The sequence below is a fragment of the Haloglomus halophilum genome (genome assembly GCF_024298885.1).
Lineage (GTDB): Archaea > Halobacteriota > Halobacteria > Halobacteriales > Haloarculaceae > Haloglomus > Haloglomus halophilum.
Map to the genome: position 1 here is coordinate 2157758 of NZ_CP101166.1, position 14965 is coordinate 2172722.

General features: G+C 65.5%; 14 protein-coding genes. 8 read left to right on the forward strand and 6 right to left on the reverse strand.

The genetic code is table 11. The features are described from left to right. Positions 1-4 precede the first annotated feature (4 nt). The 6 genes from NL114_RS10440 (at position 5) to NL114_RS10465 (ending at position 6554) form a co-directional block, all read left to right on the forward strand. A complete protein-coding gene (locus NL114_RS10440) occupies positions 5-1114 on the forward strand; it encodes a TrbL/VirB6 family protein (RefSeq protein WP_254820856.1) in 1110 nt (369 codons plus the stop codon). A gap of 8 nt (positions 1115-1122) precedes the next feature. Further along, complete coding sequence (locus NL114_RS10445) at positions 1123-2238, forward strand: TraC-like domain-containing protein (protein WP_350355367.1); 1116 nt, start codon at positions 1123-1125, stop codon at positions 2236-2238. Then, positions 2231-4378 (forward strand): VirB4 family type IV secretion system protein, encoded by a 2148-nt coding sequence (locus tag NL114_RS10450; RefSeq protein ID WP_254820858.1) that lies wholly within the window; start codon positions 2231-2233, stop codon positions 4376-4378. The genes NL114_RS10445 and NL114_RS10450 overlap by 8 nt, the downstream gene beginning before the upstream one ends. A 40-nt stretch (positions 4379-4418) precedes the next feature. Next, complete coding sequence (locus tag NL114_RS10455; RefSeq protein ID WP_254820859.1) at positions 4419-4895, forward strand: hypothetical protein; 477 nt, start codon at positions 4419-4421, stop codon at positions 4893-4895. A 121-nt stretch (positions 4896-5016) separates the two neighbouring features. Beyond that, positions 5017-5448 (forward strand): hypothetical protein, encoded by a 432-nt coding sequence (locus tag NL114_RS10460; RefSeq protein ID WP_254820860.1) that lies wholly within the window; start codon positions 5017-5019, stop codon positions 5446-5448. Beyond that, positions 5445-6554: a tyrosine-type recombinase/integrase gene (locus NL114_RS10465; protein ID WP_254820861.1), complete on the forward strand. Its 1110-nt coding sequence runs from the start codon at positions 5445-5447 to the stop codon at positions 6552-6554. Before NL114_RS10460 ends, NL114_RS10465 begins: the two co-directional genes overlap by 4 nt. Before the next feature lie 499 nt (positions 6555-7053). Here the strand turns inward: NL114_RS10465 and NL114_RS10470 are convergent, their stop codons facing one another. Together NL114_RS10470 and NL114_RS10475 are read right to left on the reverse strand one after the other, a co-directional pair. Further along, the gene (locus tag NL114_RS10470) at positions 7054-7338 is read right to left on the reverse strand and encodes a hypothetical protein (protein ID WP_254820862.1); all 285 of its coding nucleotides are present in this window, start codon (positions 7336-7338) and stop codon (positions 7054-7056) included. A gap of 118 nt (positions 7339-7456) precedes the next feature. After that, positions 7457-8131 carry a helix-turn-helix domain-containing protein gene (locus tag NL114_RS10475; protein WP_254820863.1) on the reverse strand — a complete coding sequence of 225 codons (675 nt, stop codon included), beginning with the start codon at positions 8129-8131 and terminating at the stop codon, positions 7457-7459. A gap of 87 nt (positions 8132-8218) precedes the next feature. On the opposite strand from NL114_RS10475, the gene NL114_RS10480 reads away from it, so the two are divergent. Beyond that, the gene (locus tag NL114_RS10480; RefSeq protein WP_254820864.1) at positions 8219-8947 is read left to right on the forward strand and encodes a cupin domain-containing protein; all 729 of its coding nucleotides are present in this window, start codon (positions 8219-8221) and stop codon (positions 8945-8947) included. A 357-nt stretch (positions 8948-9304) separates the two neighbouring features. Further along, positions 9305-11527 carry an amino acid permease gene (locus NL114_RS10485; RefSeq protein WP_254820865.1) on the forward strand — a complete coding sequence of 741 codons (2223 nt, stop codon included), beginning with the start codon at positions 9305-9307 and terminating at the stop codon, positions 11525-11527. Between the two features lie 48 nt (positions 11528-11575). Here NL114_RS10485 and NL114_RS10490 read toward each other — a convergent pair whose 3' ends face one another. The 4 genes from NL114_RS10490 to NL114_RS10505 form a co-directional block, all read right to left on the reverse strand. Beyond that, positions 11576-11962 (reverse strand): winged helix-turn-helix transcriptional regulator, encoded by a 387-nt coding sequence (locus NL114_RS10490; RefSeq protein WP_254820866.1) that lies wholly within the window; start codon positions 11960-11962, stop codon positions 11576-11578. Positions 11963-12086: 124 nt separating this feature from the next. After that, positions 12087-13019 (reverse strand): winged helix-turn-helix domain-containing protein, encoded by a 933-nt coding sequence (locus NL114_RS10495; RefSeq protein ID WP_254820867.1) that lies wholly within the window; start codon positions 13017-13019, stop codon positions 12087-12089. Positions 13020-13125: 106 nt separating this feature from the next. Further along, complete coding sequence (locus NL114_RS10500; RefSeq protein WP_254820868.1) at positions 13126-14412, reverse strand: MFS transporter; 1287 nt, start codon at positions 14410-14412, stop codon at positions 13126-13128. Between the two features lie 4 nt (positions 14413-14416). After that, complete coding sequence (locus NL114_RS10505) at positions 14417-14833, reverse strand: DoxX family protein (protein ID WP_254820869.1); 417 nt, start codon at positions 14831-14833, stop codon at positions 14417-14419. Positions 14834-14965: the final 132 nt, after the last annotated feature.

Consider the following 14965-nt stretch of genomic DNA (forward strand, 5'->3'; position numbering starts at 1 on the left):
AACAATGCCTGGGATTCCATTTGCTGATTTTGGGCTGAAGTGGTTTACCGACATCATTGAGAAGATCTCCGAATGGTTCGGAACTGAAATATCACAGAGTTATCGAAACCTCGCCAATGATTTCTTCGGCACTCCACTCCCGAACGGTTCTGGAACAGACCTGATTTTCAGCGCCCCGGCACCGGACGACAAACCCTGGTACGATATCTACGAATCTGTCGTCGCCGGCGATATCATGATTCTAGCCCTGGTTATTCTCTTCCTCGCCGTACAGGGCCGTCACTTCGTACGGATTTTCGATTTCAGTAGTCCGTATGAGGCCCGGAGAACCAGGCGGACAGCCTGGACCGGGGCTGTACTGATTGTCGCTTGGTACTGGGTCGCCGTGTTGCTGCTCTACTTCGTTGATGCATTCACGATCGCGCTGGTCCCGAGTCTCGGTGAACTCGGAGCGGCGATGGTCGATCTCATGCCCTCGGCTGTGAGTAATCCGGGGCTCACTGCGATTATGGCCTTCCTCGGGGCGCTATCGATGCTTGCGCTGAAGGCACTCTACTTCATCCGGGAGGTACTGCTCTACGTGTACCTCTACGCGATGCCGCTCGGCATCGCAGTCGCCTTCGGGAACGTACCGGTCGTGTCCGATATCGCTCGCCGACTCTGTCGACAGTTCATCCCGCTGGCTGTACTGCCGTTGCCAGCGACGCTCCTCTTCCGCGGTTACGAACTCATCTTCGTCGATAACAGTGTCGTAGCGCCGAAAAGCGAGTTCCTCCGGTATTTCGTCGTTATCTCACTCCCCATCATCGCCCTGCTTGTCACCTGGAAAACGTTCCAGTACGCCAGTCCGCTGACTGCGACGGCACTTCGCCGTGGAACACAGGCTGCGGCAACGGCTGGGGCCGTCGCCGGTGTCGGGTATGTCGGTGGTCAGCGAGCAGCGCTCACGACAGCCCGGTACGGTACGATGGCCGGCGCCGTGCAGGTCGCCACAGAACAGGGAAGCCAGCAACAGTCCGGCTCGGGTGGCACGAACAACAACGGCGGGAATAGCGGCGGCGGTGGCGGTGGCGGTGGCGTGCCCAACTACCGGCGGACCGGGAATAATCCGTAGTACTGAGTATGAGCTCTGACTCCACGCATTCAGCAGCGAAGCGTCGCATCATGAACCAGTTCGGCGAGGAGAATCGCGTTCCCATTCTCAACGTGGCGGAGGGAGATATCGGGGTGCTGTTCGGATTTCCGATTACTGGCCTGTTCATCGCCAGTCTCCTCGGGGCCGACGTGTTGTTACTCCCCCTCGTTCTGCTGGGGGTGACGCTCGGCACTGCTGTGGTCTATGCAGCACCGGCGCAGCTGACGGCCTGGCAGTGGCTTCGCGACGTGTCTCGATTCTATCTCAAGCGCCCGCGAATCACTCACAGCCACGAGCGGGATAGCGACCACGCTCTCACTGAGGGCGGCCTCGTTCAGTACACGCCATTTACACCGGCTGAGCGGACACAGGACCTCACTAACGTGCAGCGGGCATGGCCTGGTGCGGGAGCGGTTCAACGCACCGATGGCCGGATGGAGGCGTTCGTCGAGATCGATCCAGCCAACATGGATTTCGCGATGTCCGGGGACTGGCAAGCTGTCCAAGAGGCCGGTGCCGAGTTCGCCAACTCGGAACTCGAATTCCCCCTCACGTTCCATGCAACGACCCGCTCGTTCCCGGTTGGGCAACTCATCGAACAGCTTGACGACCGTCTGAGCGATGCTGATGTCCAGAACAACCCCGCGTTTCAGGAGCTACTGACCGAGTACCGTGACCGACGGCCGGCGGACCTGGCTGACACGCAGCGCCTCCACTACTACATCGGGGTTGAGGTCGACCGGCTTGAGGTGTACAACCGCTACGAGCAGGAACAGACACCGGGAGAGAAACTCGCAGAAATCCCGCTCTTCGGCCTCCTGGCCCAGCCGTTCGTCGCCCGGCAGCACGACCTCGATGATGCGGAGGTGCAGGCGGCGATGTTCGAGAAACTCGACGAACGCGTTCGCACCGTCCGGTCCGAGTTCGTCGAGAACGTCTCCGGCTGGTCGGCGACCCGTCTCAGCACGCTTGAGTTGTTCCTGCTCAATATGGAATTCTGGAACGGGGAGGAGTACGATTCCGAGGTAGCCGCCAGTACAATCAGAACTGAGCCGGCTGTTCAGCGTGAACCGCGTGCCTCTCGAGGTGAGCCGGATGCATAACCACGGCTGGCTCCAAGCAGCCCTCCCACGGAGCGTACAGCACACACTTGAATCGCTCCCACCCCTCATCTCACCGGCCGGCCTGCTTGTCTACGGCGTCGGGAGTATTCTCGCGCTCATCGTGGTCGCGAACATCGTAACCTGGTATCGTGAACGGCAGGCCGAGGACGTGGTGCTAGCAGAGTTACTCGACGAGGAGACACTGGGTGCCGGTGCCCAAGAAGAGGCGTTATTCGACGATATCGCGGAGCGCCAGCAATCGGAAATGGCTCCGGCGGCGATTGAATGGGAAACCCGTGCCGCTCGCGTCGGCGAGAACTGGACGACGACCCTGTACGTCGCTGGGTATCCGGACTACCCGTCGGATGGCTACCTGAGTGGCCTGTTCGAGTTGACGGATGTCCGGTTCGACTTGACGGCACACGTTACCCCGAAGAACCAGTCGCGAGCCCGGGATGCACTCCAGCGGACGGCTGACGACATTCAAGCTGACGCGGACCTCGAACGAAGCGTCCGGAGCGCATACCTCCAAGAACGGGCAAACGAGGCAATGGCGACGTACAAGGCCGTGGAGAACGGGCAGCGTGTGTTCGACCAGGGGATGTTCGTCACGGTCCGAGCGGAGACGAAAGACGGACTCCGCGAGTCCGTCCAGCAGGTTCGGGCGGCATTACGCAAGCAGCCGGCTGGACTCAATCCGAAGACCGCTATCTGTACGCAGGACCTCGCACTCCAGTCGGCGGCGCCGGTTGGACCGAACGTATTCGACCGCGACGCGATCGCCCTCGGTGGTGCGGTCGGTGCGCTACTGGCATCCCCACACAATGCGACGGTTCTCGAGGAAGGGGGCGTGGAGTTCGGCATCCACAAGGATACCCGAAGCCCCCTCGTACTGGACCCGTTCGCCCGTGAGGACGGCTACGCGATGTTCACTGTCGGTGACCCTGGAAGCGGGAAGTCGTTCGGCGCGAAGCAGAACTTCATCCGGACGATCGAGCAGGACCCGGACTGCATCGGCGTCGTCCTCGAACCGCTCAACAACTGGAACGGTGTCATCGAGGCGCTCGGTGGCCAACGCGTCACCGTCGGCGGGACGATGGGCCTGAATCCACTGGAGATCAAACCGGCGCCCGAGCGGGTCCTCCGGAGTCGTGGTGAGGACGCAAGCCCGCTGAAGGAGCGTCGTGAGCGGGCGATCAGCTTCTTCACGAACTTCTTCGCGTTACGCGACGTGACGCTCGGCGACCGGCGGACGACGCTGGAACTCGCACTCGACGAGGCGTACGAGCGCAAGGGCATCACGGAGGATGTGAGCACCCACGACCGCGAGAGCCCAACAGTCCGAGATATGCTCGATATTCTGGAGGAAATGAGCGACGCCCCCGAGCCATTCGTCGTCCGGGCGGACGCCGAGGGGGAGAAACTCGCGGACGACGCGGTCTGGCTGCTGGACCAGCTCCGGCCGTTCACCGAAGGCGGCCAGTTCGAGAACCTCGGGCGGAAGAGCGAGTTCGATATACGCGACGAGAAGCTCATCTACCTCGACCTGGTGCAGCAGGGCGGCAACCTCGGCGGCCACACGAGTCTGCTGATGGAGCTGCTCATCTCGCTGGTGTACGAGCGGGCGAAGGAGACCGACAAGCGCGTCGTTCTGGTCGTTGACGAAGCGCGCTACCTGATGTCCGACGCGGCGACGCTGTCCTATCTCGAGACGATCTTCCGCCACCACCGGCACCACGACCTCTCTATCCGGCTGATAACCCAGACCGTCGACGAGTTCTTCCAGTGGCCCGAAGCAGAGATGATCCTCGACCAGTGTGCGATCAAGCAGTTCCACAAGCTCGACGGGATGGACGAGGAGTGGGCTAACGAGTTCGGCCTGAACTACGCACAGATGCGCTACGTACAGGATGCGATTCCGGGGAACGAGCAGGAAGGCTACTCACAGGCACTCCTCGGCGTCGACGGCGAGTGGCGCGGGATGGAGATCCAGGCACTCCCGAAGGAGAAACAGGTCATCGACTTCGACCCGACTGAAGACGCCTCCGAGGTGTCAGCGTTGATTGGGGCAGGGACGGAATCCGAGACGACCGAGGGGACTGCCGAGGGTCTGCCGTTACCCGACGGCAGCGGCGAGTAACCGGGATTTATTCACTCCCACAGCCGGAATTCGAACATCGATGACGCCGGATTCCGGAGACGATGCCCCCTACCAGAACGTCGAGTATCTTCTGGAGCACGGGCCTGCTCCCGCCGAGGCGCTGCCCACCGAGGTCCGAGCCCGGCAGCGGGCAGTCGGCGTATACTCGTTCACGATTCAGGGGGGCTCCGGATCGGACGGTCTCTCGCTCCAGGGACAGCTCCAGACCGTGTACTATCTCGACGATCATTCGCCGGAAACAGTCATCTCGACGTTTCTCGAGACGAATCTGGGACTCGTCGATAAGGCAACCGTGAAGGGGCTAGTCCGACGGTTCGGAGGACACGGATCAGAGTGGCGTGACGCAGCCCGGACGGTACTGAGCGAGGAATACGACCTGCTGGCTGAGCCGGCTACTTCGATGTCCAGTGGTGAGCCACGAGATGTGAAGTGTTGGCGGTGTGGTACGCGGATTTCTGATCTCGAGACGCATCTCTCTGAGGACTGCTCCGGGTAGCTCCACTCGACAGCCCACTCGTACCTCGTGGGGTTTGTTGGCTGCCGTGACGGGTACCAGCCGCAAGATGCGGCGGCAGTCAACGATGAAGGACTCGAAATCGACAGCTCCGACCGACCGAATGGGCGTATTCAAACGACTGGAGGACGTTCCCGAGGCGGACCGACTCTCGAATTATGCAGAGCGCTACGCGGATTCCGACCCATGGAGCGAGTTCCTCGTTACCGAACTGCTTCCGACACACAATTCCTACCAGTTCAAGCAGACTGCGCGGTTGGCCGCCCGACGCTGGAAGGCCCACGTGCAGGACCGAGGGCGACATCACGCACTCGCGACGCCGACTGATGTCGAGACGTGGTGTACTGAACTCCTTGTGGAGGTCGAACCTCAGACCGTCTACAAGTCCTACTGGACGAAAATCGAGCGGTTCTACGAGTGGCTCCGGTGGCACACTGACCACCCACACGCGTACAATCCCGTCCTGATGGCGGCAGCCAACAAGGAGGCGGCCGGCACCGTCTGGGAGACGAAGATGGAGTTCCGAGAACGATGAGTGACGAGAATGCGAGTCCGACCGATGCTGTTGCGGAGGCGTTCGATCGTTCCCGAGATCCGCTGGCAGAGCACGAGCAGACCTTCGAGGAACTCGCCGCCGATCCGTTCGAAATCTTCTTCGAGGAGCACCTCGCCGAGCAGGACCTCGCAGAATCGACATGCAGTATCTACCGCGGCGTGCTTGAGCGGTGGCAAGAGTTCATGTGGACCACGGCGGAGCGCCATCCGGCATGCCCCGCTCCGCATCACGTCGAGGCATTCACCGAGTACCTACAGGACGAACGAGGCAACCATCTCACGACTGTTCGGCAGAAGCTGGGCAACCTCAACGCGGTCTACGAGTTCTGGCAGGACCATCCTGTCTTCCCCCACTCGAACGACTTCAACCCGATTCAGATCGTCCTTTCCCGGAACGATTTCGAGCCGAATGAAGAGGAAAAGTCAGCGCCTGACCTCACCTTAGGGGAACTCCGGGCAGTACTCCGATCGGTTACCCATCTGCGTGACCGCCTCATCATCCTGCTGCAACTGAAGTTGGGGCTCCGCGCGAGTGAACTCTGTAATATCCAGCTTTCGGACCTGTCGCTCAATGCTCCCGCAGTATCCGAGTACCACGATTCGCTGGGCTCGCATTGGGCACTCTCTGGACGGCCAAATGCACTCTACATCCCTCACGACCGAGATCGGAACAAGTCGGGCAATCCACGGGTGCTTCCGCTTGATGCCGAGGCCCAGAGACTGCTTCGCCAGTACCTCCGTCGTCGGCCGACTACTGACTGCCCCTATCTGTTCCTCGCCAAACAGACGAACTCGAATATCGCTCATCAGGACGTGACCGATGTCTGGAACGATGCGTTCCAGCCACTGTACGAGGAGAATCAGCGTCGGCGCGGCGTATCAAGTCACTACGGCCGCCATCGATTCACCACGTTCTGGCGAGTTGAGCAGGATCTCCCTCGGCCACTAGTGAAGTATATGCGTGGGGATAGTCCGGGAACAGAGTCGATTCGAGAGAAGGCCGGGATAGACGAGTACATCCATGCATACTACGAGGATATCGCGTCCGTCTACCGGGAGAACATCTATCAGTTGATTCACGACTGATCGGCGGAATCGAAGGGCTCTGCTGAAATTCTCCGAAACTGATGGTTTAGTGCGGCCCTGCTGAATACAGAGCGCGAGTCAGTCACAATCAACCGGCTTTTCCAGCCCCGCAGAAATGCCCGTGTGTGAGCGGAACTCGGGACGTTCGCACGGGACAGCTACTGATGACAATCGGGAGCCTTGCCCTGGTATTCCAGCTGATTGTGTTCCAAGATACGCTCGGGATCGGGGTAGGCTCTGGAGTATCGGGAACACCCAGAGCTATCCTGAGTGGTGGACTCTTGCTCCTGGCAGCAGGCTGCCTCACTGGTGGGTTATATTTACGCTCGAAGGGCTCCTGACCGTCACGTGAGCCTGTGCTGTGAGCCGAGATGTAGATGCGGAGTGGAGGACGAGACCCTGCTGAATCCACCCTCTATAGTCAGCAGGCAAGTCCTATCCACCCACTGAGAATTTCAACAGAATCGATATAACGTTAGACCTCGGTCGTGTTCGACGTTCACTGTGTCGAGGCCGTTGGATCGACATCTTCCCGCGTGAGCGGCCGGTCCAGCGGTGCGTCGGCGAAGTAGTCCCGGAGTCGGTCCAGCCCCGCCGCTCCCGTGGCCGACAGCGACGGCTCCCTGACGGCGTACTCGAACTCCGTCCCGGGCTGTTCGCGCTCCCGGATGGTCACGACCACGCCGGGGCGGACCTCGTACTGGGCCCGGACCCCCGGAGCGTACCACGCGTCCGGGGCGTCGGGTGGTTCGGGCGCCGGGACGGTCGGTGGCTCGTCGGCCATGGGTCGTTGTGGATGTGTTTCCGGACTTAAATCTACGGAATATTAGTGGTAATCTTGTGGCTGCTCCGCCGGAAGCGGTATCGGGGGGGGGGGCGGTGTCGGCGGAATCGTCGGGCAGTCATCGGTGACGGTCGCTCCGCAGGTCGTCCATCGCGGCCCTGGCGAGTTCGGCCTCGGCCTTCTGGAGGTGTTCGGACGCGGTCGGTGGGGCACAGCCCAGTTCGGCGGCGATGTCGTCGTGGGTCGCGTTCCGCGGCTGGTCGTAGTAGCCCAGATCGAGCGCGACGGCCAGCGCCTCGCGCTGCCGGTCGCTCAGTGCAGCGGCGGGATGCTCGCTCTCGCCGTGGAACGTCCCGATTTCGGTCACCCTCACGTCCATCGCGTCGGGGGCATCGTCGAGAGCCGCCTGGAGCGCCGCGGCGTTGCCCACGACCCGGAAGCGCATGTCGCCGTCGCGGTAGACGATGGGTTTGCGGACGACGATACCCGGGCGGCCCCGGGCCGCGCGGATGGCGTCGAACAGCGGCGTCTCCAGGGGGCGCAGTTCGACCAGCACGTGTGTCCACCGCCCGTCCGTCTCGGTGCGCTCGACCGACTCGACGCTGGGGGCCGTCTCGGCGGCGAACGGCTCCGTATCGCCGTCGACGGCGAACAACACCGTCTCGACCCCGCCGCCGGTCAGGTTCCACTCGAGAATCCGTGTCTCCTCGATGGCCGGCGAGTCCGCCAGCATCGTGTAGAACGGCGGCGCCCGCTCCTGGTCGACCGCGGCCGTGACCCGGAGGTGCTTCATGGCTGCCCGTTCGGCGGAGTCCCGGGTTAAACTACCCTCCTATCTATCGCAGCAATCCCTCGCGGCTGGCGGGCGAACCGTCCGGCTATGACCACGACGACCGGACTGGACGCCGTCCGACGGACCGGGCGCCCGCTGGACGAGCACGGCGCCCCCCGCGAAGGGCCGGTGCTCGAACTCGACCCGGAGAGCGAGGCCGCTGCGCTCCTCCGGGACGCCCCACGACCGCTGGCGTCGAACCCCGGGGCTGGGACGTGGGGGACGCTGCTCTCCCGTCCCGACGCGGGGCACACCGACGCCCCGGAGCTGCTCCAGTGGCTGGGGCCGGACGCGGGGCAGCCGCCGGTCCACCGGCATCCGGCGCCGGAGCGGTTCGCGGTGCTGCGTGGACGGCTGACGGTCGTCCGCGACGGCGAGGAACATCGGCTCGACCCCGGCGACGCCGTCACGGTTCGTCCCGGGGTCGAACACGCCTTCCGCAACGACACCGACGGCGTCGTTGCCTTCCGGGCCGAACTCCCGTCGATGCGGACCGTCCTGTCCCTGTACACCACCTGGGGACTCGACCACGAGGGCGCCTTCGCCGCCGACGGCGGGTTCGGCGAGCCGGGGCCCCTGCACGGGCTGGTCCTCAGCGAGGACGTGTACGACGACACCACGATGACGGCTGCGCCGGTCGCCCTCCAGCGACTGCTCTGGGCCACCGCCGGCCGCGTCGCGCGGGCGCTGGGATACACGGGCATCGACCGTTCGTACCTCGAGGACGCGTTCTGGCGCCGGCACGTCGAACAGCCGATGCTGACACCGTCGGACTGAACGGGTCGGTGCTGGCTGGAGTGATTCCCAGCCTCCCGACACAGCTCGGCACCAGCGGCCTGGTCGCGTCGGCGACCGGCGCAGTCCACTGGCGTGGCGCCGTCAGCGGATACTGGCTCGTGGTCCCGAACCCCGGATGGGCCTTCCATCCAGAAGGGGACGACCGTCCCGGCGGCGAACATCAGGGCCGCCGTCAGGTAGCACGCCGCCTCCATGTACACGAACCCCATCGTCGGGGTCCCCCGGCCGACCGGTACGCGCGTCACGCCGAGGAGCGGCCGTTTTAACCCCCCGCCCGGTCTGCCACAGGGTGTGACAGGACATTCGCCTTCGGCTCTACGGAAGGGTGGGTGACAGATGCCGAAATCGCTGGAGCGCGACCTCGGACTCTACGCGACGATCACGATCAGCATCGGGGCGATGATCGGGAGCGGGATCTTCGTCCTCCCGGGGCTCGCGGCGAAGAAAACCGGACCAAGCGTCATCTTCGCGTACCTGCTCGCGGGGCTGATTGTGCTGCCGGCGGCGCTCTCGAAATCCGAGATGGCGACGGCGATGCCCGAGGCTGGGGGGACCTACCTGTACATCGACCGCGCGATGGGGCCGTTGCTCGGGACCATCGCCGGAATCGGTGCGTGGTTCTCGCTGGTGTTCAAGAGCGCGTTCGCCCTCGTCGGGCTCGGGGCCTACGTGCTCGTCCTCGTGTCGGTCCCGAGCAGCTATCTGGTCCTCCTCAGCCTCGGGCTCGGGGTCCTGCTCGTCGTCGTGAACGTCGTCGGCGTGAAACAGAGCGGTCGTCTCCAGGCGTTCGTCGTCAGTCTCGTCTTCCTGTCGCTCGCCGCGTTCGTGCTCTCCGGGATGACGAACGTCGTGAACGCGAACTTCCGGCCGTTCACGACCCACGGGAACGGTGGGATTCTCGCCGCGACGGGGTTCGTGTTCGTCTCCTACGCCGGCGTGACGAAGATCGCCAGCGTGGCCGAGGAGGTAGAGGACCCCGGCCGCAACATCCCCATCGCCATGATCGGCTCCGTGCTGCTGATGATGGCCGTCTACACCCTGACCGTGTTCGTCGTCGTCGGCGTCTCGCCACCGGCGGAGCTGATGAGCAACGACATGCTGACCCCGATGGCGCTCGCCGCACGCCAGTTCGCCGGGCGGTGGGGGGAACTCGCCGTCGCGGCCGTCGCGGTCCTCGCACTCACGAGCATGGCGAACGCGGGGCTCCTCTCGTCGTCGCGGTTCCCGTTCGCGATGAGTCGCGACCAGTTAGCTCCAGAGCGGTTGAAGGAGGTCCACCCTCGCTTCAAGACCCCGATGATATCCGTCCTGCTTACCGGGGGACTCCTGCTTGGGCTCATCGCGTTCTTCCCCGTCCGGGACCTGGCGAAACTCGCAAGCGCGTTCAAGATCCTCATCTTCACGTTCATCAATGTCGCGCTGATAGCGTTCCGCGAGAGTTCCCTCGAGGATTACTCCCCAGAGTTCACGTCGCCGGCATACCCCTGGGTGCAGCTGTTCGGTATCGTCGGGGGGGTCGTGCTGCTCACCCAGATGGGCTGGGTGGCGATAGGGGGTGCTATCGGAATCGTCCTGATGGGAGTCGTATGGTACGTCGCCTATGCGCGTACGAAGACCGACCGCCAGGGAGCCGCCCTCGATGCCGTTCGTCGGTCTGCGGACGCCGAATCGCTGTCACAGGTCGAGGACGCGTTCGTGGACGGCGACGGAACCGTCCTCGTCGCGATGGACGAGGAGACGACCCAGCGTCGGGAACGGACGCTGCTGGCTGCCGCGGCGAGCGTCGCGGCGCAACGCCAGGGCGAGGTCCATGCGGTACGGTTCGAGGCCGTCCCCGAACAGCTCACGCTCTCGTCGGCCACGGCGATGAGTGAGTCGGACCGCGAGTTCGAGCAGGAGACGCGGGACCTGGCCGCCGACCTCCCCGTCCCGGTCCAGGCCCACGAGATCGTCAGCCATGACCTGCGGCGGGCGGTGGTCAACTACGCCGAGGACATCGACGCCGACCTGCTGCTCGGCGAGTGGGAGCCCGAGCGTTATCACGCGGAGCTGCTCGGCAGCGACGTCGACTGGTTCATGGAGAATGCCCCCTGCGATACGGTGTTCCTCCGCGACCGGGGGATGGACGATGTTACCGACGTGACGGTCATCACCCGGCGTGGCCCGTACCGGCCGCTCAAGGTCACACTCGCGGATGCCATCGCCGTCCAGTACGATGCCCAGGTCCGGTTCCTCACGGCCATCGCCGAGGAGGCGCCGGAGGAACGGGAGACGGCGGCCCGGGACTACCATCACAGTCTGGAAGCCCTCTGTGAGGCCCCGACGACGAGCGAGGTGGTCAGAGCCAGGGATGTCATCGAGGGCCTCCTCTCGGCCGCACAGGACACCGATGTCGCCATCGTCGGAACGGTCGCCCACTCCCGGGTCCACGAGTTCGCGTTCGGCGACCCGGCGACGGATCTCAGCGACCGACTGCAGGCGACCGTGCTCCTGGCACACCCGCGCGAGCTGAAGAGTCGGAGCTTCGTCCGTGCGCTCGTCGAACGGCTCGCGTTCTGAAGGGGCCCCGGTCGACCGCTCGGTCTCCGGGCTGGTGTGGCCCACCAGTCAGGAGGTCGGTCCCGCCAACCGGGGGCGTTCCGCGGTGGCCACGTCGGTCCACTCCTCGGCCCAGTCGCCCAGTTCCGAGAGGGCATCGTCGAGCGCTTCGCCTTTCGGCGTGAGGCTGTAGTAGACGGCGACCGGTGCTGCCTCCTCCATCCGGCGCTCGACGATGTCCGCCTCGGCCAGGCCATCGAGCGCGTCGGAGAGCGTCTTCGAGCGGGCGTTCGTCGCGCGCTTGAGCTCGTTGAAGCGCTGCTCGCCGTCCTGGAGCGCGTGGAGGATGTTCAGTCGCCACGGCGTCCCGACCTGCTCGATGGCGTGGACGACGGGGCAGGCCGATTCGTTGCTGGCGCGAATCTCCTCCTGGCGGGCGTCGGTCTCTGCGGTCATGGCTGTGTTCGATGGGACGGGGCCACGGGGACCGCTCCTCGGAGCCCGTCCCGGTCGGGTGGACCAACGCCGGACCGGTGATTAAGCGCTTGGCGAAACCAGTTGCTCTAACTCTCCTGACACGTCAGCCGCCGGCCTCCAGCGAGACCGCGAGCCCGTCCTCGACGACCGCGGTCAGCGGCTCGTCACCGTCCTCGACCGCGATGGCGACCTCGAACGGCGCCGTCGACCGCACGTCGAGCGCGTCGGCGTCGACCACGAACCCGAGGTCCCACAGCGGTGTCTCCCGGACGGCCACGCCGGTGCGGTGGAGGCGTCCCGTCACCGCCGGGCGGGTCAGCAGCACCACGCCGACGGGCAGGAAGCTGTAGAAGCTGCACCGCTCGCAGTCGACGTAGACGAGCGCCGGGTGGTCGCTGGCGAAGTACTCCTCGTACCGGTCCAGCCCCTCGATGACGCCGACGCAGGTACCCTCCTCGGTGGCGGCACCGGTGAACTCCCGGGCGATCCGCCCGGCGCAGAACGGGCAGACCTCGTCGAGCGCACACGACCAGATGAGCCGGGTCCGGCGGTCGAACGCCGCGACGACGCCCTCCGGGTCCCGGTCCGCGACGCCGCCGGGGTCGAACGGCCACTCCAGGGCCCGGTTCCCGCAGTCGGGACACCGGACCCGACCGATGCAGTCGGTTCCGTACTCGAAGGTGAGCCCCGACCCACAGGCACGGCAGTCCGCGGCCAGCCCGAACGGCTCGACGGTCGTCTCCTCGTGGAAGACGCCGCTCTGGATGGCGTCCAGCACCCGGTGGCCGGGGTACTGCAGCTCGTACCCCTCGTCGGTCGCGACGACGAAGTGGTCCTGAAGCTTCCCGAGGTGGTAGTTGAACCGCCCCGAATCCCGCTCGTCGACGGCCTTCCGGAGTTCCGCGAACGAGAGCGAGAACCCCGGCGCCTCCCACAGCGCGAGCAGGATCTCCAGCCGGAGCTCGTGGCTCAGGACGGTGAATGCCGACTCCGCGGCGGCCGTCGGTCGGTCCGTCTCCCCCCGCTCGTGGCTCATGCGTGAGTCGTTCTGCTAGTCGACGAAAAAGGTTGGTGAGGATGCCCGTTCCCGGACCGGGCACCGGAGGTGGGCGCCGCTGTCCTCCCGGCTGTCCCCCCGGCCGTCAGGCGGACTCCGCGACCGGGCCGGTCCCGCGGGGAGCGAGGGGGAGCATCGAGAGCACGACCACGACGACGGCCGCGACGCCCGCTGCACCCAGAATCGCCGTCCGGTCGCCCACGGCGCCGGCGAGGAGGGTGAACGCGACGGGGCCGACTGCCTGACTGACACCGATGGTGGTGGTCTGCAGGCTCATCACGCCGCCCCGGACGTGGTCGGGGGCCAGGGCACTGACGCCGGCGAACAGCGTGGGCGTCACGAGCCCGTTTCCGGCGCCGAACACGAGGAGCGCGCCGACCAGCAGCGGGAGTTCCCCGGTGAGCGCGACACCGAGGAAGCCGACCGCGTAGCACGCGAAGCCGGCCGCGAGCAGTTCCGTGCGCGATGCCCGTCCCGCGAGCCGACCGTTCCCCATCGAGACGGCGGCGGTCACGAGCAACACGGCGCTCGTCACCAGCCCCACGGCCCCGGGCGAGAGGCCGAACGCGGCGTCGAGGTAGAACGGGACGGCGGTGTAGAGCCCGCCGAACAGGAGGGCGAACGAGACGAACATGACGCCGTAGAGCGCGAGCGCTCGTCGGGTCGGAACCGCCCGGAGCGCCCCCCGAACGTAGCCGGTTTCGGCAGACGTCGATTCGCGGGTGGCCGAGGCTCCGGCCGACCCACGGTCGTCGAGCGCCACCCAGACGAGGGCGGCAACCGGGAGCGCGAGCGCGTACACCAGGAACGGCGCGTTCCAGGCTCGCTCGGCGAGGTAGCCGCCGACGAGCGGGTAGACCGCGGTCCCCAGCGACAGCGCCGCCGACGTGACACCCATGACGGCGTCGTGCCGGGCGCCCTCGTACCGGTCGCCGACGACGGTCATCGCCAGCGCGGCGAACAGGCTGCCGGCGGCGGCCCCCTGGAGGACCCGCAGGCCCAGCGCCACCGCGAACGCGTCGGTGAAGGCGACGGCCGTCCCGGCCAGTCCGAACAGCACGAGACAGCCCGTCAGGACCGCTCGGCGGCCGACCCGGTCGGCGAGTGCGCCGACGACAGGGGCCAGGACGATTCCCGGGACGGCGTACAGGGTCACGAGCAGCCCGGCGCTGGACTCGGGGATACCGAACGCGGCCTGTACGCGTGGGAGGGCGGGGCTGACGAGCGGGACGTCCGTCGGGGTCAACAGTGTGGCCGCGAGGATGGCGACCAGCGCCGGCGACCGCCACGGGATGCTCGCGTCCGCAGATGCATCCGCGTCTGCATCTGTATCCGCATCCGCGTCGTCAGCCGCGGAGTCGGGGACCGACATGGGCTCAGAGCCCGATGCCGACCGCCAGCGGCCACTCGACCGTCGAGAGCGCGAGGAAGACCAGCGTGACACCGACCAGCCCCACGTTCTTCAGGAAGTGGATCTGCTCGTTCTGCCGGTCCTGGCCCTCCAGTGTCCAGAAGTCGTGCATGATGCCCGTGATGGGCACGAGGAACGCCATCACCGCGAGCGCCCCGACCGCGGGGTAGACCCCCAGCAGGACCGCCAGCGAGCCGGCGACCAGACCAAGGCTGCCCAGCGGGACGGTGACCGAGGCCAGCGGGGTGCCCTTGCTCTGCGCGTAGCCGACCGAGGCCTCCAGGTCCAGCAGGTTCCCGAACGCGAGGTACCCGACGACGAGCGCGAACAGCGCCCGGCCGAGCAGGAACGCCACGCCCGAGAGCGTCGAGTCGAACACCATCAGGCGTCACCTCCGGCCGGCCGAGCGGCCGCCAGCGGGTCGGTCGTCCGCGTCGATCCCACAGCGTCGTGTCGCACGTCGAGTGCTGACATCGTTGCGTGTGGAGCGATGGGATGGAGCGATATATATTTC